20 protein-coding genes and 2 pseudogenes are annotated in these 19,484 nt (G+C 55.0%); 12 read left to right on the top strand and 10 right to left on the bottom strand.

Annotation, left to right across the window (positions count from 1 at the left end; translation table 11 throughout):
* Positions 1 to 314: 314 nt before the first annotated feature.
* The 3 genes and pseudogenes from SOM40_RS08980 to SOM40_RS08990 all read left to right on the top strand — a co-directional run.
* Positions 315 to 485 (top strand): annotated as a pseudogene (locus SOM40_RS08980) (isocitrate/isopropylmalate family dehydrogenase); the annotation flags it as partial.
* 134 nt (positions 486 to 619) lie between these two features.
* Positions 620 to 1,531: an alpha/beta fold hydrolase gene (locus tag SOM40_RS08985; protein ID WP_320457029.1), complete on the top strand. Its 912-nt coding sequence runs from the start codon at positions 620 to 622 to the stop codon at positions 1,529 to 1,531.
* Between the two features lie 288 nt (positions 1,532 to 1,819).
* Positions 1,820 to 2,083 (top strand): hypothetical protein, encoded by a 264-nt coding sequence (locus tag SOM40_RS08990; protein ID WP_106993573.1) that lies wholly within the window; start codon positions 1,820 to 1,822, stop codon positions 2,081 to 2,083.
* Between the two features lie 36 nt (positions 2,084 to 2,119).
* Here SOM40_RS08990 and yncL read toward each other — a convergent pair whose 3' ends face one another.
* The gene (gene yncL, locus SOM40_RS08995) at positions 2,120 to 2,212 is read right to left on the bottom strand and encodes a stress response membrane protein YncL (protein ID WP_501050673.1); all 93 of its coding nucleotides are present in this window, start codon (positions 2,210 to 2,212) and stop codon (positions 2,120 to 2,122) included.
* Between the two features lie 363 nt (positions 2,213 to 2,575).
* On the opposite strand from yncL, the gene SOM40_RS09000 reads away from it, so the two are divergent.
* The gene (locus SOM40_RS09000; RefSeq protein WP_106993575.1) at positions 2,576 to 2,824 is read left to right on the top strand and encodes a GlsB/YeaQ/YmgE family stress response membrane protein; all 249 of its coding nucleotides are present in this window, start codon (positions 2,576 to 2,578) and stop codon (positions 2,822 to 2,824) included.
* A 127-nt stretch (positions 2,825 to 2,951) separates the two neighbouring features.
* On the opposite strand, the gene SOM40_RS09005 is transcribed toward SOM40_RS09000, so the two are convergent.
* Positions 2,952 to 3,050, bottom strand: a complete 99-nt coding sequence (locus tag SOM40_RS09005) for a YoaK family small membrane protein (RefSeq protein WP_032617670.1) — start codon at positions 3,048 to 3,050, stop codon at positions 2,952 to 2,954.
* Between the two features lie 44 nt (positions 3,051 to 3,094).
* Complete coding sequence (locus tag SOM40_RS09010) at positions 3,095 to 4,123, bottom strand: sensor domain-containing diguanylate cyclase (protein WP_261642880.1); 1,029 nt, start codon at positions 4,121 to 4,123, stop codon at positions 3,095 to 3,097.
* A 353-nt stretch (positions 4,124 to 4,476) separates the two neighbouring features.
* Between SOM40_RS09010 and SOM40_RS09015 the strand changes: the two genes are divergently transcribed.
* Positions 4,477 to 4,782: a hypothetical protein gene (locus tag SOM40_RS09015; RefSeq protein WP_106993577.1), complete on the top strand. Its 306-nt coding sequence runs from the start codon at positions 4,477 to 4,479 to the stop codon at positions 4,780 to 4,782.
* A 1-nt stretch (position 4,783) separates the two neighbouring features.
* On the opposite strand, the gene SOM40_RS09020 is transcribed toward SOM40_RS09015, so the two are convergent.
* Positions 4,784 to 5,128 carry a DUF488 domain-containing protein gene (locus SOM40_RS09020; RefSeq protein WP_312078345.1) on the bottom strand — a complete coding sequence of 115 codons (345 nt, stop codon included), beginning with the start codon at positions 5,126 to 5,128 and terminating at the stop codon, positions 4,784 to 4,786.
* A 148-nt stretch (positions 5,129 to 5,276) separates the two neighbouring features.
* Here SOM40_RS09020 and SOM40_RS09025 point away from each other — a divergent pair, with 148 nt between their 5' ends.
* Positions 5,277 to 5,987 carry a CTP synthase C-terminal region-related (seleno)protein gene (locus tag SOM40_RS09025; protein WP_106993579.1) on the top strand — a complete coding sequence of 237 codons (711 nt, stop codon included), beginning with the start codon at positions 5,277 to 5,279 and terminating at the stop codon, positions 5,985 to 5,987.
* A gap of 8 nt (positions 5,988 to 5,995) precedes the next feature.
* On the opposite strand, the gene SOM40_RS09030 is transcribed toward SOM40_RS09025, so the two are convergent.
* A complete protein-coding gene (locus SOM40_RS09030) occupies positions 5,996 to 7,183 on the bottom strand; it encodes a CynX/NimT family MFS transporter (RefSeq protein ID WP_320457028.1) in 1,188 nt (395 codons plus the stop codon).
* Between the two features lie 99 nt (positions 7,184 to 7,282).
* On the opposite strand from SOM40_RS09030, the gene SOM40_RS09035 reads away from it, so the two are divergent.
* Positions 7,283 to 8,071 (top strand): AraC family transcriptional regulator, encoded by a 789-nt coding sequence (locus tag SOM40_RS09035; RefSeq protein WP_320457027.1) that lies wholly within the window; start codon positions 7,283 to 7,285, stop codon positions 8,069 to 8,071.
* On the opposite strand, the gene SOM40_RS09040 is transcribed toward SOM40_RS09035, so the two are convergent.
* Positions 8,055 to 8,501: a DUF441 domain-containing protein gene (locus SOM40_RS09040; RefSeq protein WP_106993582.1), complete on the bottom strand. Its 447-nt coding sequence runs from the start codon at positions 8,499 to 8,501 to the stop codon at positions 8,055 to 8,057. The genes SOM40_RS09035 and SOM40_RS09040 overlap by 17 nt on opposite strands.
* Positions 8,502 to 8,800: 299 nt before the next feature.
* Between SOM40_RS09040 and SOM40_RS09045 the strand changes: the two are divergent.
* Positions 8,801 to 10,827 (top strand): annotated as a pseudogene (locus SOM40_RS09045) (TonB-dependent copper receptor).
* Positions 10,828 to 10,866: 39 nt separating this feature from the next.
* On the opposite strand, the gene SOM40_RS09050 reads toward SOM40_RS09045, so the two are convergent.
* Both SOM40_RS09050 and yeaG read right to left on the bottom strand, forming a co-directional pair.
* Complete coding sequence (locus SOM40_RS09050) at positions 10,867 to 12,153, bottom strand: YeaH/YhbH family protein (protein ID WP_106993877.1); 1,287 nt, start codon at positions 12,151 to 12,153, stop codon at positions 10,867 to 10,869.
* A 126-nt stretch (positions 12,154 to 12,279) separates the two neighbouring features.
* On the bottom strand, positions 12,280 to 14,214 hold the full coding sequence (gene yeaG / locus SOM40_RS09055) for a protein kinase YeaG (RefSeq protein ID WP_106993584.1): 1,935 nt from the start codon (positions 14,212 to 14,214) through the stop codon (positions 12,280 to 12,282).
* 433 nt (positions 14,215 to 14,647) lie between these two features.
* Here yeaG and SOM40_RS09060 point away from each other — a divergent pair, with 433 nt between their 5' ends.
* Both SOM40_RS09060 and SOM40_RS09065 read left to right on the top strand, forming a co-directional pair.
* Positions 14,648 to 15,394: a MipA/OmpV family protein gene (locus tag SOM40_RS09060; RefSeq protein WP_320457024.1), complete on the top strand. Its 747-nt coding sequence runs from the start codon at positions 14,648 to 14,650 to the stop codon at positions 15,392 to 15,394.
* Between the two features lie 142 nt (positions 15,395 to 15,536).
* Complete coding sequence (locus SOM40_RS09065; RefSeq protein WP_320457023.1) at positions 15,537 to 16,391, top strand: aldo/keto reductase; 855 nt, start codon at positions 15,537 to 15,539, stop codon at positions 16,389 to 16,391.
* A 45-nt stretch (positions 16,392 to 16,436) separates the two neighbouring features.
* Here the strand turns inward: SOM40_RS09065 and SOM40_RS09070 are convergent, their stop codons facing one another.
* Complete coding sequence (locus SOM40_RS09070) at positions 16,437 to 17,321, bottom strand: D-hexose-6-phosphate mutarotase (RefSeq protein WP_106993587.1); 885 nt, start codon at positions 17,319 to 17,321, stop codon at positions 16,437 to 16,439.
* A gap of 76 nt (positions 17,322 to 17,397) precedes the next feature.
* Positions 17,398 to 18,393: a glyceraldehyde-3-phosphate dehydrogenase gene (gene gapA, locus SOM40_RS09075; RefSeq protein ID WP_032617687.1), complete on the bottom strand. Its 996-nt coding sequence runs from the start codon at positions 18,391 to 18,393 to the stop codon at positions 17,398 to 17,400.
* 341 nt (positions 18,394 to 18,734) lie between these two features.
* Between gapA and msrB the strand changes: the two genes are divergently transcribed.
* Entirely contained in the window at positions 18,735 to 19,148 is a 414-nt protein-coding gene (msrB, locus tag SOM40_RS09080) for a peptide-methionine (R)-S-oxide reductase MsrB (protein ID WP_106993588.1), read from the top strand.
* 42 nt (positions 19,149 to 19,190) lie between these two features.
* Entirely contained in the window at positions 19,191 to 19,469 is a 279-nt protein-coding gene (locus SOM40_RS09085; RefSeq protein WP_166182203.1) for a YeaC family protein, read from the top strand.
* Positions 19,470 to 19,484 lie beyond the last annotated feature (15 nt).

Raw genomic sequence — 19,484 nt, forward strand, 5'->3', positions numbered from 1 at the left:
CCTGTTATCTACAACCCTTTTATAGCATTTATTTAGAAAGCGAGAATCCAGCATGCCGTGCTCTGTGGTTTTGTTTCTTGGCAACAGGACAGCAGTACTGACCAGCTCCCAATAGTTTTAGCAACATCCGCTTCTGGCACTTAACAGACAAATAGTTATGAGCGAGTAAGGCACTCTTAGCCTTTAAAAGTGGTTATCAAAACTCTAAGCATTTATCGCAAAAACAAAGGGTTATAAAGCAGGTCAAGCAACCCATGAAATCTGTTTTTGTGTTATCATTCGTATGGAAATTAATGGCTTACAACGATTGCGTGGAACTACTGCTGCGTCATATGGAATGGTTCGAAGCCGCAGACCTGATCGTTAAAGGTATGGAAGGCGCGATTAACGCCAAAACCGTAACTTACGATTTCGAACGTCTGATGGAAGGCGCTAAGCTGCTGAAATGTTCAGAGTTTGGTGACGCGATCATCGCGAACATGTAATCTGAATCTCGGGTTATATGAAAACGGGAGCCGATGGGCTCCCGTTTTTTTTATTCATAGCCCTCAAACGGTTATCAACATCAAGATAGCTTCAGGGATGATGGGTTCGTAAATATTTTAAACAGGGTCATCTAATGCGTACCGCAAATATCCGTGCAATGATCGGAGGAACTCTTTTACTGATGTCAATCTTAGTCCCCGCGTCGGCTGCTCAGTCTCCGACCAGGGCTTCAGAACAACCAAACTCGCAGCGCATCTCTGTACAGACGCAAGGCACAGGAGCGGATGTCATATTGATTCCGGGGCTGGCGTCGTCTCGCGACGTTTGGGCCGATTTAGCCTCAGGTTTACGTACGAGCCACCGCATTCATCTTGTCGAACTTGCGGGATTTGCGGGTACACCTGCTATTTCCAACCCGGAGGGGAAGGTCATCGCTCCGGCAGTTGATGCCATCGCGGAATATATCAACACCCAGCACATCAAAGCCCCTGTGATCATTGGCCACTCTCTTGGGGGAGAGATCGCCTTGATGCTGGGGGCCCGTTATCCCGACCTGGTCGGTCGCTTGATGATCGTCGATGCTTTGCCGTTCTATACGTTGACGATTAACCCTGCGGCGACCAGCGAAACGGCGGTCCCGCATGCAACCGCCATGCGGGACTGGCTACTGTCCCAGTCGGCGGAGCAATTCGTAGCGTTTCAGAATACCTCCATTGCCCGTTTAGCCAGGACCGAGGCGGTGAGACCTGCTCTGGTGGCGGCGGGGATCAATTCTGATCGCAAAACCGTTGCGGATGCAGTGTATGAACTGATGGTAACTGATTTGCGTCCCGAGCTTGGCCGCATTCGGGCGCCTATTGAGATCGTGTATGCGTATGACCCTTTATACGGGATACCTTCAGCCAGCGTGGATATGATGTACCGTCAAGCCTATGCCGCTGCATCCGAAATCCATTTCACGCGTATCGATGACAGTTTTCATTTTGTCATGCTCGATCAGCCAGAACGGTTCTCCAGCGCGGTTGCGTCATTCTTAAATCAATAAAAGATGACAAATGAAAAATACGTTCTAAGATTTTCAAGAAACAAACCTGAGAACATGGAGTTTCTTATGACAATTGCGTTGCTGGCAGCCTTATCCGCGCTTCTGATTGTGTCGGGGCTTATCTACGTTTTGCGGCAGTTAATGAATGCCTGGTGTGAACCGGAACGCCACTAGGCTACCCACTCTATTCTTCTTCACTTCCGTACAAGATCTGCCCTACGCCGCGGTGGGTTCCGTCTCTGGAACCCATTCTGCGTTTAGTGACGCTAATATCCAGGAGGAGGGACCATGATTGACGACACATGGCTTCATCGTCTCACTACAGGCGACATCTCCGCACCAACGCCTGCCACTCTTGCAGATCTTGCCGCCGAACTGCTCTCCCTTCGCCAGGAGAACGCCAGGCTGAAACAACAGCTCGCCACAGAAGTGAAGCTCCCTTATACCAGCGCCAGCCCGGTGTGCGATATCGAAGCCGGATACGCCGCAGGCGTCACAGACTGCAAGGAGGCGATACGTCGCGCGGGATTCTTGATCGAAGGGGATGATTAAGGCGAAGAACCCGGCGGGGTGCCGGGCCTGCTCACATTAAAACCAGTTAAATTTGTCAGAAAGAATCAACAACAACGAACTGGCACAAACAAGGTTAATACAGATCACGAATCGACTGGTTACGTTCATGTTATCAACACCATTCTGGCTATGAATGAATTGTGCTGATAAGCGTAATAGCAAATAGCGGAACGATCAAATCACCCGGGCAGAGCAAAAAAAAGCCCACGTAACGTGGGCAAGAAATACTGGAAGCAATGTGAGCAATGTCGTACTGAATACCTGAGTGATTTGCTCAACTATTCAGTATTGAGAAAGATAATATTTCTCATTAACGATTGCAACCCCAATGTTTGTGCGGAACGTCGGTTTATCGCTTTTTTCTTAAATTTCTCACGTGATGGTAATCACAAACTTGCAATTCTGAATCCTGTGCTAAGCTTTGTGTGTATTTGATTTGACGACAAAAACCATACAGAGAGGAAAGCAGCTATGGGAATCATATCCTGGATTATCTTTGGGCTTATCGCGGGTATTCTGGCTAAGTGGATCATGCCGGGCAAAGATGGCGGTGGATTCATCGTTACGGTCATACTAGGGATCATCGGTGCCGTCGTTGGGGGCTGGATCAGTACCCTTTTCGGTTTCGGCAGAGTCGATGGCTTCAACTTCGGTAGCTTCATGGTAGCGGTGGTTGGCGCACTGGTAGTGCTGTTTATCTACCGTAAAGTGAGAAGCTAAACCGACGCTTCAGACAAAAAGACCGCCATTATCGGCGGTCTTTTTGCATCTCTTACCACCAGCCCAGTTGGCTACCGGCAACGGCCGCGATGGCGACAATCAGCATAATAATGGTCGTTTTTCTCACTTATCCCCCGGGCGCAGCGTAACCGCCGACAAAAAACCACGTTAAAAAGATGACCGCCGTGATAAAAATCACGATCGGAAAAAGAATACCAAGCCGCATGCTACCACCTGTCTGTAAATGCAAAACCCGTCGAGTTTACGGGGTTAGTCGATATTGAGAAAGGGCGTTTTAAGTTTGCCTTTCTTATCGCTGTACATGGCAGCATCGGCTGCCCGCAGCGCGCTGTCGGCATCAAGTTCAGCAGGATCCACCTCAATCACCCCGAGGCTGGCACCCGGATAGACAAGGTGCACATCCCCCAGCCAGTATTCACCGGCAATCTGCGCGCTCAGCTGCGTTTTCACCAGGCTTAATGAGGCCTGCTCGCCGCTCTCGCGATCCTGACAGAGGCAGGCGACGAGGAATTCGTCCCCACCGAGCCGGCCCACGATCTCATCGTCGCCGCGCCCGTCGTTCAGGCGCTTGCCCACCTCAACCAGAAACTGGTCGCCCGCCTCATGACCAAAGCGATCGTTAATCAACTTAAAATCATCCAGATCGATGTAGGCGATAATGGCGTTACGGTTCAGATGGCGCGCCAGCGAGAAGAGGGTGGTGAGATTTTCAAAGATGGCGCGGCGGTTTGGCAGACCGGTCAGTGCATCGGTATAGGAGTAAGCGATCAGGGCGGCATTGGCTTCGCGCAGCTGCCTGACCAGCGACTCTTTCTCGATGTTCTGGGCGATAAGCCCGGCGAAGAGTTTCAGGACGTGCTCGCCGCGTTCGCTCAGGGGATGTTTGCTGGAGCTGGCGGCGCACAGGGTGCCGTACAGGGAACCATCCGTCAGATGAATCGGTATGCTCATGTAGGTGGTGATGCCCAGCGATTTTGCCGCATCACAGTCACCCCAGTGTTCGGCCACGTTATTGCTGAAGAAGCAGTCAGAATCGATTGCCCGCTTGCACAGGGTCTCGCCCCAGGGAACGCTCAGCCCTTCCGGGATCTGCATCTGTTTGCTGTTTCGGGCGTACAGAATATGCTGCAGGCGGGCATTAATATCGATTTTGGTGAGATAGGTCGACTCCATGTCGGTGACCACTTCAAGCATTTCGAGCAGCTGACGCACCAGGCTCTCAAGTGATTGCTCAGTGCTAAGCGTTTCTGAAACACGGGCAAGAATAATATCCGACATGACGCTGCTCAACTCCCCTACAGAAGACCTCTGTACCTGTCTGTTTTGCTGAAAGATTCGACTGCGGGTAGTAGAACATGAATTGACGACATTTCATATATTCTGGCGTGGAACAGTAAATTCGGGCGGATAAAAAAATCCCCGGCACGCGCCGGGGAAAATAGATCTTGATTACGGAATGATGTTCTCTGGTCAAGTGAGAACAGCGCCACTCTAGCAAGGAAACTTGTCACCATGATGAAGAAATCATGGAGAACAGATCACCCCTTCACCCTGGTGACAGGGCCTGTTGGCTGAGATACACTTTGCACTAAGATTATTCCTAAGTATTCAGCAGCCAAATTCGAGGAAATATGTTTCAGTTAAACCCGGGCAACCTGGCGATGATTATCGGTGCCCGCACGCCAGCAGGGCGTCGCAATATCGGAAAATCCGTTGAGTTATTCAGCCTCTGCCAGCCGGGGCAGCGTTTTCTGAACCCCGTCAACGGGATCGTGACAGAACTGCCGCCGGGTGCAGAACGTGCCCTGTGGCTGGTGACCGGCGACGTGTTTTCGTTTGATAATCAGATGGGGTTTGCGTTTGTGCGCCCGGAACATCTGATGCCGATCACCCCTGAACAGGCGCCGGAAACCCTCGACGCCCTGATGCTGGATTGATTTAAAGCTGACGCAGCCAGTCGGCTAACACCAGAGCGTGATTCTGCTGCCGGTCTTTCGCCCCATACAGCAGCGTCACGGTCTGCTTGTCCGCCAGGCGGGCAATCCGCAGCCCCTCCTCATGATGCCGCGCCAGCTCCTGACGATAGGCCTGGCTGAAACTGGCAAAGTCGATCGTCTCGTTGTGAAACGCCTTGCGCAGATCATTGGATGGGGTCAGCGTTTTACACCACTCATCGTACAGTAGCGCCTCCTTTTTCATCCCCCGCGGCCAGAGCCGGTCCACCAGGATCCGGTAGCCATCCTCTTTACTGGCCTCATCATACAGACGTTTGCACTGAATCATTTTTTTGCTCCTTCTCCCTGCCACGCTATAGCGCTTCAACGCTATCACATTCTGCCCACGTATTTTAAGGTGTTGTGATATCAACGAAAGATCGGTAGTCTGAGGTTCCTTATGTTATCTGATATTTGTCTGGCATAAGGATCACTCTATGGAACTCTCCGCGGTAAAAAATACCCTCCGAATTGCACTGGTTGGCGACTACAATCCTGACGTTCTGGCTCACCAGGCGATCCCGTTGGCCATTGACGATGCCGCAGCGGTGCTGGACATCACGGCCGACTACGACTGGCTGGCGACCACCGAATTAACCAGCCCGGAAGATCTGGTCGGCTACGACGCTATCTGGCTGGTGCCGGCCAGCCCGTACAAAAATGTTGACGCCGCGTTTATTGCCGCACGCTACGCCCGTGAAAACAGCGTCCCTTTTCTTGGCACCTGCGGCGGCTTCCAGCATGCGTTAATAGAATATGCCCGTAACGTCCTGGGCTGGCAGGATGCGGCCCACGCCGAGACGGATACCGAAGGCCGGATGGTGATTGCCCCGCTGACCTGCTCGCTTGTTGAGCAAAGCGACACCATTGAACTGCGCGCCAATACCCTGATTGCCAAAGCCTATGGCCAGGAAGAGATCGAAGAGGGTTATCACTGCAATTACGGCGTTTCGCCTGAGTTCGCGCAGGAGCTGGAGAAGGGCGATATGCGCGTCACCGGCTGGGACGCGCAGGGTGAGATCCGTGCCGTAGAGCTGGTGACGCACCCGTTCTTTATCGCCACGCTGTTCCAGCATGAGCGCGCCGCGCTGGCAGGCCGACCGGCCCCGCTGGTGCACGCTCTGCTTCGCGCAGCACAGAATTACTGAAGGCTGACTTAGCCGGACGTGATCTCCCGGTCACGCCCGGCCAGCATCCCGCAGAGGGCCATCACCACTGAAACCAGCGCACAGGCCAGCAGCGGGATCCGCCAGTCGCCGTTGGCATCGTGGATTTTCCCCATCAGCGGGGGGCCACAGGCAGCCAACAGATAGCCGACCGATTGCGCCATCCCTGAAAGGGCCGCGGCCTGATGCGCCGAGCTGGCGCGCAGACCAATAAAGGTCAGGCCGAGGATCATGGTGGCCCCGGAACCGAAGCCAAAAATTAGCGTCCACATCACCGCCAGATCCGGCATAAACCACAACCCCGCGGCACTCACCGCACACATCATTGCCGACAGTCCGGCCACGCCACGTTGATCCTTCAGCCGAAGCAGGATCAGCGGCACCACAATCCCCGGCGCGGCGGTTGCCAGCTGTAACAGCCCGTGCAGGGACCCGGCTTCGGTTTCGCTGTAGCCGTGGCTCTGCAGGATCGCCGGCAGCCAGCCAATAATTACATAGTAGATAAGCGAGTTGATCCCGAGGAACAGCGTCACCTGCCAGGCCAGCGTTGAGCGCCAGATGCCCCGGCTATGCAGCGCCCGCGCACCGCTCAGCGACCCCACAGGGCGCTGGCGCCACTGCGGCAGCCACAGGAGCAGCGCCAGCAGGGGAAACACCATCAGCATCAACAGCGCACCGTGCCAGCCTGCACCGCTCAGGGCGACGGGCACTACCAGTGCTGAACCGAGCGCCGCCGCGGCCCCCATCGTCAGGGAGTACGCCCCGGTCAGTTTCGCCACCTGGCCGGGGAAATCACGTTTAATCAGCCCCGGCAGCAGCACGTTGCCGAGCGCAATACCGCAGCCAATCACCGCCGTGCCGCCAAACAGCAGCATTGCGGAGGGCAGGGAGCGCAGGGCGATCCCGGCGACGATCAGCAGCAGGGCGATAAACAGGCTGCGCTCCATGCCGATGCGGCGGGCGAGACCAGCCGCCAGGGGCGAGATCAGCGCAAAGGCCAGCAGGGGGAGCGTAGTGAGCAGTCCGGTCTGGGCGGTAGTCAGGCCATAATCGGCGCGGATAGCGTCCAGCAGCGGCGCAGCGCCGGTAAAGGTCACCCGCAGCGAGGTGGCAATCAGCAGGATCCCAGCAATCAGCAGCGCCCGCTGCTTGCCGGTAGTCGGAAGGGCTGTGGTCATTTTTATCTCTTACGTCGAAATGAGGCTACAGGATACGCATTTTCAGCACGGTTGAAATCAAGCTAAAATGACAGATTATCGCTAATATCGGACAAAATTATGATCGGTCTGGGCCTTGAAGGGTACGATCCCGACAGCCAGCATGACGCCGCGGTGGCGTTTCACGTGCGCGTGGTGGCGGACGAGCAGCGTATTCCCCGACATCAGCACCGCAAAGGGCAGCTAATCCTGGCCCTGCATGGGGCGATCACCTGTGAGGTGGAGAACGCCATGTGGATGGTGCCGCCGCAGTTTGCGGTCTGGATCCCCGGCCAGCTGCCGCACAGCAACAGAGCCACCCCCAGCGCCCGGCTCTGCTTTTTGTTTATCGAGCCTGGCGCCGTCACGCTCCCGGACCGCTGCTGCACGCTAAAAATTTCGCCGCTGGTGCGGGAGTTGATCCTGACCCTGGCGGCGCGCAGCCCTGAAAAGCAGGAGCCCGCCACCCGGCGGCTGGTGGAGGTGCTGTTTGATGAACTGCCCCGCCAGCCCGAAGAGCAACTTCAGCTCCCGGTCTCTCCGCACCCTAAAATCCGCCTGATGAGTGAGACCATGGCTGCCTCCCCGGCGCAATGGCAGACGTTGCATCAGTGGGCGCGCCATTTCGCGATGAGTGAGCGCAACCTTGCCCGGCTGGTGGTGAGTGAAACCGGGCTCAGCTTTCGCCGCTGGCGGCATCAGCTCCAGCTGATTGTGGCCCTGCAGGGATTGATCCGCGGCCAGTCGGTGCAGCAGGTGGCCCAGGATCTGGGCTATGACTCCACCACTGCGTTTATCACCATGTTCAAAAAAGGACTGGGTCAGACTCCGGCGCGGTATATCGCCAGTCTGGCTACGACTTCCCGATAAACAGCGACACCAGCCCGGCGGCAATCAGCGGGCCGACCGGCACGCCACGGAACAGCGCCACTCCCAGTACCGTGCCCACCAGCAGTCCGGCTACCAGCGTCGGCTGGGAACTCATCAGCGTGACGCCGCGCCCGCCCAGCCACGACACAAACACCCCCACGGCGATGGCAATCAATGATTTCCAGTTCATAAAGGCGTGGATCAGCGTCGAGGCGGGCAGGGTGCCGCTGGCGATCGGCGCCATCACGCCGATGGTGAGGATGATAATCCCGACGGTCAGGCCTTGCTTTTCAATCCACGGGAAAAAGGTGTTAAGCGGCGTAACCCGCACGATGATCAGCACCAGAATGGAAATGGCGACGGTGGTGTTATGGCTGACAAAGCCCAGCGCAGCGAGCCCCAGAAGTATGAGCAGGGTCGGGTCAATCATATTGTTATCCTTGCAAAAAAGTTAGCCTGCTTACTTTACGCGGTTACCGGCGGGTAAAAAGGCTTATCTCGCAAAAAAACGGTAATCGGGTGCGGTACTGCCATGGTGCTATTCACTGGCTGTATGATTTTTCAACCCCTTTCTGCACTTCTTATTCTCTTCAGTAAACGTTGTTCCACATGGCACACCCCGGCAGAATTTCGGCCTGACTCATGTGCCTGCTCGTTACGGTAATTCTCTGAACAAAGGGATGCGTTCTTTGTAGCGGTACACACCGACACTTTTAGCCAGGTACCGTAATGAATAAAGTAAGATTTTCACCCCATCCGCTGGCGTGGTCGTTGCTGGTCGCGCTCTCCTGCACTGCCTCTGGCGCCGAGCAAAACGCCGCGCCACAGCTTAATGATGGCGACGTGATCACCGTGACCGCCCCGGTTCTCTCGCCGCTGGAGATCGTGACCTCGCCAAAAACGCCGCGTCAGCCGGTCCCGGCCAGCGATGGTTCCGATTACCTGAAAACCATTCCCGGCTTCAGCCAGATCCGTAACGGCGGCAGCAACGGCGACCCGGTGTTTCGCGGCATGTTCGGCTCCCGTCTGCGCCTGCTGACCAACGACAGTGAGATGCTCGGGGCGTGTCCGTCCCGAATGGATGCCCCGAGCTCGTACATCTCGCCGGAAAGCTACGATCTGCTGACCGTGACCAAAGGGCCGGAAACCGTGCTCTGGGGGCCAGGCAACTCCGCCGGGACGGTGCGCTTCGACCGCGAACCGCCGCGCTTTGACAGCGCGGGCGTCAAGGGCGATGCCAGTTTCCTCGCCGCCTCCAACGATCGCTTCGATGAGAACGCCGACGTCAGCTTTGGTAATGACCAGGGCTATGTCCGCCTGAACGGCAATAAATCGAAATCCGGCGATTACAAAGATGGCAATGGCGATCGCGTGGCCTCGAAGTGGGACAAGTGGAACACCGATCTCGCCATCGGCTGGACGCCAGACGCCGACACGCTGCTTGAGCTGACCGCCGGGCAGGGCAACGGGGACGCCAGCTACGCCGGGCGCGGGATGGATGGCTCCCAGTTCAAACGCGAAAGCCTGGGCCTGCGCTTTAAGAAAGAGCATATCGGCGAAATCTTCGACTCGCTGGACATGAGCATCTACTACAACTACGCCAACCACATCATGGATAACTACTCCATGCGCTCTGCGGGCACCACGGGGGGTGGTATGTCCATGGGCTCGATGGACATGTCGATGCCGATGGAGAAACAGGTCGATCGTCGTACCGTCGGCGGCAGAATGATGGGCACCTGGCTGTGGTCTGATTTCCAGCTGCAAAGCGGGGTGGACATGCAGACCAACACCCACCGCAGCAATGAAGATGACGAGAACCAGGGCTGGCAGGAAGATGCTCGTTTCCACGATTACGGCGCCTTTGGCGAGCTGACGTGGAATGCCACCGATCTGAGCAAAGTTATCGGCGGCGCGCGTCTGGATAAGGTCGAGGTGGATAACTATACCGGCGTCGGCAGCGACAGCCGGGAAGATACCCTCCCGGCGGGCTTTCTGCGCGTGGAGCATAACCTGGGCACGATGCCGGCCATGGTTTACGCCGGGCTGGGCTATACCGAACGATTCCCGGACTACTGGGAACTGTTCTCCCCGACCTACGGACCTGATGGTACCCCGGACGTGTTTGATAATCTCAAGCCGGAGAAAACCACCCAGCTCGACATTGGCGCCCAGTACAAAGGCGAGCACACCACCGGATGGATCTCCGCCTACGTCGGGCGCATCAACGACTTCATCCTGTTTAGCTACGATCCGAACGACAGCCACGTCAGCCAGGCCGACAACGTGGACGCTACCATCATGGGCGGCGAGATGGGGGCCTCGTATCAGCTGAGCGACCAGTGGAAAACCGACGCCACCCTTAACTACTCCTGGGGTCAGAACACCGACGATCATCAGCCGCTGCCGCAAATGCCGCCGCTGGAGGCGCGTCTTGGCCTGACGTGGGAGCAGGGCGACTGGAGTTCAACCGGCCTGCTGCGCATGGTCAGCCCGCACACCGGGTGGCGATGAACGAAGGTAACGTGGTCGGAAAAGATTTCGATCAGAGCGCCGGGTTCGCGATCCTCTCTGCTAACGCGGCATATAAAGTGAATAAGTTCCTGAAGCTGAGCAGCGGAGTCGATAACCTGCTGGACAAGAGCTACAGCGATCATCTTAACCTGGCGGGGAACAGCAGCTTTGGTTATTCATCCGATACGCCGGTGAATGAGCCTGGCCGCACCGTCTGGGCGAAAATGAATGTGACATTCTGAGGCAATCGTAACACCGCCGGTCAGTGACCGGCGGTGGAGTTAACTGTTGCTGGTAGCTGATTGCTTGTGGAACAGCTCCCGGAAGACCGGATAGATGTCGTCCTGATCGCGAATGTGCTGCATCGCGAAGTTATCAAACATGGATTGCAGATGTTCATATTCACGCCACAGCGTCTGGTGGGCACGGCGGGTGATCTCGATATAGCTGTAGTAACGCACGACCGGAAGCAGTTTTTTCGCCAGAATTTCATGGCACAGCGGCGAATCATCCGCCCAGTTATCGCCATCCGAGGCCTGCGCCGCATAGATGTTCCACTGCGCCGGGTCATAACGCTCCTTCACCACCTCATCCATCAGCTTCAGGGCGCTGGAAACAATGGTGCCGCCCGTCTCCTGCGAGTAGAAGAACTCATGCTCATCCACCTCTTTCGCCTGGGTGTGATGGCGAATATAGACCACATCCACGTTCTTATAGGTTCGGCTCAGGAACAGATAGAGCAGAATATAAAAGCGCTTGGCCATATCTTTGGTGGCCTGATCCATCGAGCCGGAAACGTCCATCAGGCAGAACATCACCGCCTGGCTTGAGGGTTCCGCTCGTTTTTCGTAGTTCTTGTAACGCAGGTCAAAAGTGTCGATAAAGGGCACGCGCTCAATTTTGGCGCGCAGTTCGGCGATCTCTTTGCGCAGACGCTCCTCTTCCAGCAGCTGCGCGGGCTCGCTGTTTGCCACGGTCTCCAGGCTGGCTTCCAGCTCGCGAAGTTCACGCTTTTTCCCCGCCGTCATCGCCGTGCGGCGCGCCAGTGAGTTCTGCAATGAACGCACCACGCTGATATTAGCCGGCACGCCGTTGGCGGTAAAACCGGCCCGGTGCGTTTTATATTCATTCAACTGACGATGCTGATTTTTCTTCAGATTCGGCAGGGCCAAATCCTCAAACAGCAGATCCAGATACTCATCCTTGGAGATCTGAAACACAAACTCGTCCTGACCTTCCCCGTCCGGGCTGGCCTGGCCCTGACCACTCCCGCCACCGCCGCCGCCCCCGCCTTGCGGGCGTTCGATACGGTCGTTCTGGATGAAGTGATCGTTACCTGGATGAACGCGATGGCGCAAACCGCCGCGTCCCTGATGGAACATCGGTTCGCTAATGTCGTCCGTCGGAATGGAAACGGACTCCCCACTGTCTACGTCGGTGACCGAACGCTTGTTAATGGCCTCGGAGATCGACTGTTTGATTTGCGCTTTATAACGACGCAAGAAGCGCTGGCGATTCACCGTGCTCTTGTTTTTGCCGTTAAGACGCCGGTCAATAAACCAGGTCATATGCCCCCCGTACTGCATTTGCCAACTTTCAGTGCCCGTAAGTGCCGGATGGCGCTGAGGCTTATCCGGCCTACGGAACATTGTAGTAGGCCCGGCAAGCAACGCGCCGCCGGGCTTTTCGGGCTATTAAGACGATTTACGCACGCGCAGGTACCACTCGCAGAGCAGGCGAACCTGTTTGCGGGTATAGCCTTTCTCCATCATGCGATCGACAAAATCGTCGTGTTTTTTCTGCTCGTCGGTTGAGGTTTTGGCATTAAAGGAGATGACCGGCAACAGCTCTTCGGTATTGGAGAACATTTTCTTCTCAATAACCGTGCGCAGTTTTTCATAGCTGGTCCAGTTCGGATTGCGTCCGCTGAAGTTCGCTCTGGCGCGCAGCACGAAGTTGACGATCTCATTGCGGAAGTCTTTCGGATTACTGATCCCGGCAGGCTTCTCGATTTTTTCCAGTTCCGCATTCAGTGACTCGCGGTCAAACAGCTGGCCGGTATCCGGATCGCGATACTCCTGATCCTGGATCCAGAAGTCAGCATAGGTGACGTAACGGTCAAAGATGTTCTGCCCGTACTCGGAGTAAGATTCCAGATAGGCGGTCTGGATCTCTTTGCCGATAAACTCGGCGTATTTCGGGATCAGATAGCCTTTGAGGAACTCCAGGTAACGTTCAGCCTGCTCCTGCGGGAACTGCTCACGCTCAATCTGCTGCTCCAGGACATAGAACAGGTGTACCGGGTTAGCGGCCACTTCAGCATGGTCAAAGTTGAACACGCGGGAGAGGATTTTGAACGCAAAGCGCGTGGAAAGACCGTTCATCCCTTCGTCGACACCGGCGTAGTCACGATACTCCTGATAGGATTTCGCTTTCGGATCGGTATCTTTCAGGCTTTCACCGTCATAGACGCGCATTTTCGAGTAGATGCTAGAGTTTTCTGGCTCTTTCAGGCGCGACAGGATCGAGAAGCGCGACAGCGTTTCCAGGGTTCCCGGGGCGCATGGGGCATGAACCAGCTCACTGTGGTTCAGCAGTTTTTCGTAAATCTTGATCTCTTCGGAGATCCGCAGGCAGTAAGGCACTTTGACGATGTAAACACGGTCAAGGAAGGCCTCGTTGTTTTTGTTGTTACGGAAGGTGACCCACTCAGATTCGTTCGAGTGCGCCAGAATAATACCGTTGAACGGCAGGGCGGAGATCCCTTCGGTACCGTTGTAGTTACCTTCCTGGGTGGCGGTCAGCAGCGGATGCAGCACCTTGATCGGCGCTTTGAACATCTCGACGAACTCCATAATCCCCTGGTTGGCGCGGCACAGCGCACCGGAATAACCATAAGCGTCAGGATCGTTTTGCGCGTGGTTTTCCAGTTTACGGATATCCACTTTACCCACCAGCGCAGAGATATCCTGGTTGTTCTCGTCACCCGGTTCGGTTTTAGCGATCGCGATCTGTTCCAGAATCGACGGCCAGGCTTTCACCACGCGGAATTTGGTAATGTCACCGCCAAACTCATGCAGGCGTTTCGCCGCCCACGGCGACATGATGGTGCCGAGATAGCGACGGGGAATACCGTACTCTTTATCCAGGATCTGCGCATCTTCCTGCGGGTTGAACAGACACAGCGGATGGTCGTTGACCGGGCTGCGTTCGCCGTTGGCGCTCAGCACGTAAATCGGCACGCGCTGCATCAACGCTTTCAGCCGTTCAGCCAGGGAGGATTTACCGCCGCCGACGGGACCCAGTAGATACAGGATCTGTTTCTTCTCTTCCAGACCCTGAGCAGCGTGTTTCAGGTAGGAAACAATCTGCTCGATGGCATCTTCCATGCCGTAAAATTCTTCAAACGCAGGATATCGGGCGACGACCCGATTCGAAAACAGACGGGAAAGCCGTGGCTCCTGGGCAGTATCAACCATATTCGGCTCACCAATAGCCATCAATAGTCGTTCTGCCGCATTGGCATAGGCACTGCGATCTTGCCGACAGATGGCAAGAAATTCCTGCAGTGTGAACTCTTCGTCCTTGGCAGCTTCATATCGCTGGCGATAGTGATCGAATATATTCATGGCATGCCGTCCTTTCGTTTTTTAGCACAGGAAGAGAGCCGTTCATATGAATAGTAGAGGCTCCCGGAAGCGGGACCCGTTGCACCTCACTGCAAGAGCAGCAACCCGTGTGCCAGGTCGGGCGCTAAAACCGCGGGGTGATCCGGTATTCAGCTTCTTAAAATTAAGCGTAGATGGCATTTGCAAAACTTGCCTGCACGCAAAATCTAATTTCAATGACATATCAATAACTCATCCAGAAATTCAGCCAAATATTTTTAGATAAACCTCCTTCCTTCACTGAACGGTAATCTGACTGACAGCGTTCCGTCATTTGTCGCACACAAAATAAGGGGTTAATCAAATTGATTAGTTGACAAAAAATTTTGAGAAATGGGGGGAATGACGGTTACACTTCACCCGCTGATTATTTGACTACAGGAAAGAATGGATTGTGACCAAACTCAAACTTCTGGCACTGGGGATTATCGTTGCCACCTCAGTGAGTACAGCATACGCGGAGAATCAGTGGTCAGTTGGTGCTGGTGTCGGCGTAATCAATAGCCCTTATAAACAGTATGACCGTGATATCTATCCGGTACCGGTTATCACCTATGAAGGGGATAATTTCTGGTTCCGCGGGCTGGGCGGTGGCTACTATCTGTGGAACGACCAGACCGACAAACTCTCCATCATGGCCTATTACGACCCGACGCACTTCAAGCCAGGCGACAGCGACAGCTATCAGCTTCGCCAGCTCGATAAACGTAAGAGCACCATGATGGCGGGGGTTTCCTGGGTCCATAACACCGAATACGGTTTCCTGCGCACCGCCCTGGCGGGTGACACGCTCGATAACAGTAACGGCTATATCTGGGATCTGGCGTGGTTGTACCGTTACACCAACGGCGGGCTGACGCTCACCCCGGGTATCGGTGTGGAATACCACAGTGATAACTACAACGACTACTATTATGGCGTGTCCCATAAAGAGTCCCGTCGCAGCGGCCTCAACAGCTATGATGCAGATGATGGCTGGAACCCGTACCTGGAGCTGACCGCGAGCTATAAGTTTGCGCCTGACTGGAACGTCTACGCTACCGGTCGCTATAACCGCCTCAGCGATGAGGTGAAAGACAGCCCGATGGTCGACAAGTCCTGGACCGGGCTGATGTCGGTGGGGCTGACCTACAGTTTCTGATTGTGCATCTTTACTGTGCAATTTGTGCATTACAACGGAGCGCTTGCGCTCCGTTTTTTTTAGGGTGATGCAATATGTGCATCATGACGGAGCGCCGGCGCTCCGTTTGTCCTGGGGTGGTGCAGATAAACAGGAGAGTGTGATGAGCGAAAAAACCGTTAACGTTGGCAACAATATCGTACTGCCGGCCATCGGGCAGGGCACCTGGTATATGGGTGAAAAAGCGGGTCAGCGCCGCCAGGAAGTGGACGCCCTGCGGGCAGGCATTGAACGCGGACTGACGCTGATAGATACCGCCGAGATGTATGCCGACGGCGGTGCAGAAGAGGTGGTCGGCGAAGCCATCAAAGGCCTGCGCGACGAGGTGTTCCTGGTCTCCAAGGTCTACCCATGGAATGCCGGCGGGCAAAAAGGTATCGCCGCCTGTGAAGCCAGCCTGCGCCGTCTCGGCACCGAGTATATCGACCTCTATCTGCTGCACTGGCGCGGGAATTATTCCCTGGATGAGACCGTCCGGCTGATGGAGACATTGCAACAGCAGGGCAAAATTGGCCGCTGGGGCGTGTCGAACCTCGATTATGCGGATATGCAGGAACTCTGGCAGGTGCCGGGCGGACAGGCCTGTGCCGCTAACCAGGTGCTGTACCATCTCGCCTCGCGCGGTATCGAATACGATCTGCTCCCGTGGTGTCAGCAGCAGTCGATGCCGGTGATGGCTTACTGCCCGCTGGCGCAGGCCGGGCGGCTACGTACAGGGCTGTTTAACCATCCGGTAGTGAATGCGGTGGCAAAAGAGTACAGCGTCACGGCGGCGCAGGTTCTGCTGGCATGGGTGATACGTCACCGCGGGGTCATGGCGATCCCGAAAGCATCATCCGTTCAGCATGTGGAAGAGAATGCAGGCGCGCTAAATATTTCCCTGTCTGCGGAGGCGATAACGCAGCTGGATGCGGCCTTCCCGGCGCCGAAACAGAAAACGGCGTTGGACGTGGTGTGAAGTGAGCGTCATGCCCTCTCAGCTGGAGAGGGCAAGGGCAGGGGATTACCGCTTCACAATGTGAATGGTCTGTCCCAGACGGGAAGGTTTCTCTTCCGATGCAGTTTGCGGTTCGCTGACGCAGGCGGTTTCCACGCAGACAAACGTCTTATAGCCGTCATCCGGAACGTCACCCATGCTGACTGAGAGCGCCGGGCCCGGGTTCCAGCCCACCACGTTGCTGTGATGATGATGGATAACTTCGATAGCGCGATTCAGCGCGGTATCTTCGATGACGCTGCAGGCTTCCGGGTTCAGGTAGACGCGGTCGGTACGGTCCGGGAAGGTCTGTGAACCGTCGTTCAGTTTGCCCTCTTTCGCATTATCCACTTTGTCGATAAAGCTATCACCCAGGCCATTCACCGTGACGGCAGCGATATCGCCGACGTTGAAATAGGTGTGCAGGGCAGAGGTGGTTTCAAATTCACCGTGCGCTTCCAGTTCGATCTCGCAGGTTTTACCCAGCTTGAAGCGGGCGTACAGGGTGAAGTCGTGCGGCCACAGTTTGCGGGTCTCGTCATCGCTTTGCAGTTCGAAGGTCAACACCACGCCGGATTCATCCTCGTTGTGCGCTTTCAGCGTCCACGGCAGGTTGCGGGCAAAACCGTGTGACGGCAGGCCCTGCTCGGTAGCCGGGCCAAACCACGGCCAGCAGATTGGCACGCCGCCGCGGATCGCCGCCCCTTTTTTAAAGGAGGTGATGTCGCTCAGCCACAGCGCTTCCACTTCGCCTTCGGGCTGCCAGGAGAGCAGGTGTGCGCCCTGCAGGGCAACAGAAGCCTGAACCTGCGGATGTTCGACCACAATCACTTCAACGTCATCGATCTGGCGGCGGGAGAGCACAGGGGTAAGTTGTTCGACTACCGGAAGTGCAAAAATTGTTTTAATCATTACGCAATCCTCTGTCTTTAATGCCATAAAAAAAGGCGACCGAGGTCGCCTTTTTGGATCAGATTCTCATCTCAACTTATTTGGAGATGTGAGCGATCAGGTCCAGAACTTTGTTAGAGTAACCGGTTTCGTTGTCGTACCAGGAAACCAGTTTCACGAAGTTGTCGTTCAGTGCGATACCTGCTTTAGCATCGAACACAGAAGTGCACACTTCGCCGTTGAAATCGGTAGAAACAACGTCGTCTTCGGTGTAACCCAGAACGCCTTTCATTGCGCCTTCGGAAGCAGCTTTGATTGCTTTCTTAATTTCTTCGTAAGAAGCAGCTTTTTCCAGACGAACGGTCAGGTCAACTACAGATACGTTAGGGGTTGGAACGCGGAACGCCATACCAGTCAGTTTACCGTTCAGCTCTGGCAGTACAACGCCTACAGCTTTAGCAGCACCGGTAGAAGATGGGATGATGTTCTGAGCTGCGCCGCGGCCGCCGCGCCAGTCTTTGTGAGACGGGCCATCAACGGTTTTCTGAGTAGCGGTGGTAGCGTGAACGGTGGTCATCAGGCCTTCAACGATACCGAAGTTGTCGTTGATAACTTTAGCCAGTGGCGCCAGGCAGTTGGTGGTGCAGGATGCGTTAGAAACGATGTCCTGGCCAGCATACTTCTCGAAGTTAGCGCCTTTAACGAACATTGGGGTGTTGTCTTTGGATGGACCAGTCAGAACAACTTTTTTCGCGCCAGCGGTGATGTGCTTACGCGCAGTTTCGTCGGTCAGGAAGATACCGGTTGCTTCAGCAACAACGTCAACACCGATTTCGTTCCACTTCAGGTTAGCTGGATCTTTTTCAGCAGTAACACGGATGGTTTTGCCGTTGACAACCAGGTGGCCGTCTTTCACTTCAACGGTGCCGTTGAAACGACCGTGAGTTGAGTCGTACTTCAGCATGTACGCCATGTATTCAGCGTCTAACAGATCGTTGATACCAACGATTTCGATGTCAGAACGTTCCTGAGCAGCACGGAAAACAATACGGCCGATACGGCCAAAACCGTTGATACCTACTTTGATAGTCATATATTCCACCAGCTATTTGTTAGTGAATAAAAGGTTGCGTGTAAAATTACAAAAACCTTACGCAGCGTCAAGCGGAATCGTGTCAATCATTGCGACAAATCAATCCTTCGCATTACCTTTGCTCGATTGACTCACCTCACATTCCCTCGGAGCTAGCACCCATATGGGGCCTGCGCACGGAATTTTAAAGGGCTGACCACATAAAAACGTGGAGTAGATCACATTTGTCTGAGTGCCTCTGCGCAACGAGTAAGTTTAGATCAAAAGTTCATACTTCAGTGTTAATGTTTTGTTAGAATCGAGGGTAAAAGTTGTCTGTTTCAACTGCGAGATGTAAGCCTATGTCGAATCAACAAAACCCCGATGAACTGAAAAAAAACCTCACAGAAATGCAGTTCTACGTGACGCAAAACCACGGTACGGAACCGCCGTTTACCGGGCGTCTGCTGCATAACAAGCGCGATGGTGTCTACCACTGCCTGGTGTGTGATGCTGCACTGTTTAACTCCCAAAGCAAATACGATTCTGGCTGCGGCTGGCCGAGCTTCTATGAACCGGTGAGTGAAGAGGCCATTCACTATCTCAAGGACATCAGCCACGGTATGGAGCGCATTGAGATTCGCTGTGGAAACTGTGACGCCCATCTCGGTCACGTCTTCCCGGACGGCCCTCAGCCGACAGGGGAGCGTTTTTGCGTCAATTCCGCCTCATTAAGCTTCACTGACGACCAGAACGGCGACCAGACGAAAGGCTGAAAAATCGATTCAGCAAATTATTCCTTCGGAGCCCGATTTAACATGAATATTGAAGAGATGATTAACGGCATGACGCCGGATGTTTATCAGCGTCTGGTCACGGCAGTTGAGCTGGGAAAATGGGCCGATGGCGTGGCGCTGACCGCGGAGCAGAAAGAGAATTGCCTCCAGTTAGTCATGCTGTGGCAGGCGCGCAATAACACTGACGCGCAGCACATGACCATCGACACCCAGGGGCAGATGGTGATGAAGAGTAAGCAGCAGCTGAAAGAGGATTTCGGCATCGCGCCAAAATCGATTGCGACCCTGAAAATGCAGTAACCCTGCGGGTGAAGC

The sequence above is a fragment of the Leclercia sp. CFBP8987 genome (genome assembly GCF_034044995.2).
Taxonomy (GTDB): domain Bacteria; phylum Pseudomonadota; class Gammaproteobacteria; order Enterobacterales; family Enterobacteriaceae; genus Enterobacter; species Enterobacter tamurae.

What these genes read in the sequence shown, in the direction of transcription:
- SOM40_RS09030 (WP_320457028.1), bottom strand. Translation starts at nt 7,183, where the DNA reads ATGACCACAGCCCTTCCGACTACCGGCAAGCAGCGGGCGCTGCTGATT.
- gapA (WP_032617687.1), bottom strand. Translation starts at nt 18,393, where the DNA reads ATGACTATCAAAGTAGGTATCAACGGTTTTGGCCGTATCGGCCGTATT.
- SOM40_RS09025 (WP_106993579.1), top strand. Translation starts at nt 5,277, where the DNA reads ATGGAACTCTCCGCGGTAAAAAATACCCTCCGAATTGCACTGGTTGGC.
- SOM40_RS09035 (WP_320457027.1), top strand. Translation starts at nt 7,283, where the DNA reads ATGATCGGTCTGGGCCTTGAAGGGTACGATCCCGACAGCCAGCATGAC.
- SOM40_RS09085 (WP_166182203.1), top strand. Translation starts at nt 19,191, where the DNA reads ATGAATATTGAAGAGATGATTAACGGCATGACGCCGGATGTTTATCAG.
- SOM40_RS09040 (WP_106993582.1), bottom strand. Translation starts at nt 8,501, where the DNA reads ATGATTGACCCGACCCTGCTCATACTTCTGGGGCTCGCTGCGCTGGGC.
- SOM40_RS08990 (WP_106993573.1), top strand. Translation starts at nt 1,820, where the DNA reads ATGATTGACGACACATGGCTTCATCGTCTCACTACAGGCGACATCTCC.
- SOM40_RS09065 (WP_320457023.1), top strand. Translation starts at nt 15,537, where the DNA reads ATGAGCGAAAAAACCGTTAACGTTGGCAACAATATCGTACTGCCGGCC.
- SOM40_RS08985 (WP_320457029.1), top strand. Translation starts at nt 620, where the DNA reads ATGCGTACCGCAAATATCCGTGCAATGATCGGAGGAACTCTTTTACTG.
- SOM40_RS09070 (WP_106993587.1), bottom strand. Translation starts at nt 17,321, where the DNA reads ATGATTAAAACAATTTTTGCACTTCCGGTAGTCGAACAACTTACCCCT.
- yeaG (WP_106993584.1), bottom strand. Translation starts at nt 14,214, where the DNA reads ATGAATATATTCGATCACTATCGCCAGCGATATGAAGCTGCCAAGGAC.
- SOM40_RS09050 (WP_106993877.1), bottom strand. Translation starts at nt 12,153, where the DNA reads ATGACCTGGTTTATTGACCGGCGTCTTAACGGCAAAAACAAGAGCACG.
- SOM40_RS09010 (WP_261642880.1), bottom strand. Translation starts at nt 4,123, where the DNA reads ATGTCGGATATTATTCTTGCCCGTGTTTCAGAAACGCTTAGCACTGAG.
- msrB (WP_106993588.1), top strand. Translation starts at nt 18,735, where the DNA reads ATGTCGAATCAACAAAACCCCGATGAACTGAAAAAAAACCTCACAGAA.
- SOM40_RS09015 (WP_106993577.1), top strand. Translation starts at nt 4,477, where the DNA reads ATGTTTCAGTTAAACCCGGGCAACCTGGCGATGATTATCGGTGCCCGC.
- SOM40_RS09005 (WP_032617670.1), bottom strand. Translation starts at nt 3,050, where the DNA reads ATGCGGCTTGGTATTCTTTTTCCGATCGTGATTTTTATCACGGCGGTC.
- SOM40_RS09000 (WP_106993575.1), top strand. Translation starts at nt 2,576, where the DNA reads ATGGGAATCATATCCTGGATTATCTTTGGGCTTATCGCGGGTATTCTG.
- yncL (WP_501050673.1), bottom strand. Translation starts at nt 2,212, where the DNA reads ATGAACGTAACCAGTCGATTCGTGATCTGTATTAACCTTGTTTGTGCC.
- SOM40_RS09020 (WP_312078345.1), bottom strand. Translation starts at nt 5,128, where the DNA reads ATGATTCAGTGCAAACGTCTGTATGATGAGGCCAGTAAAGAGGATGGC.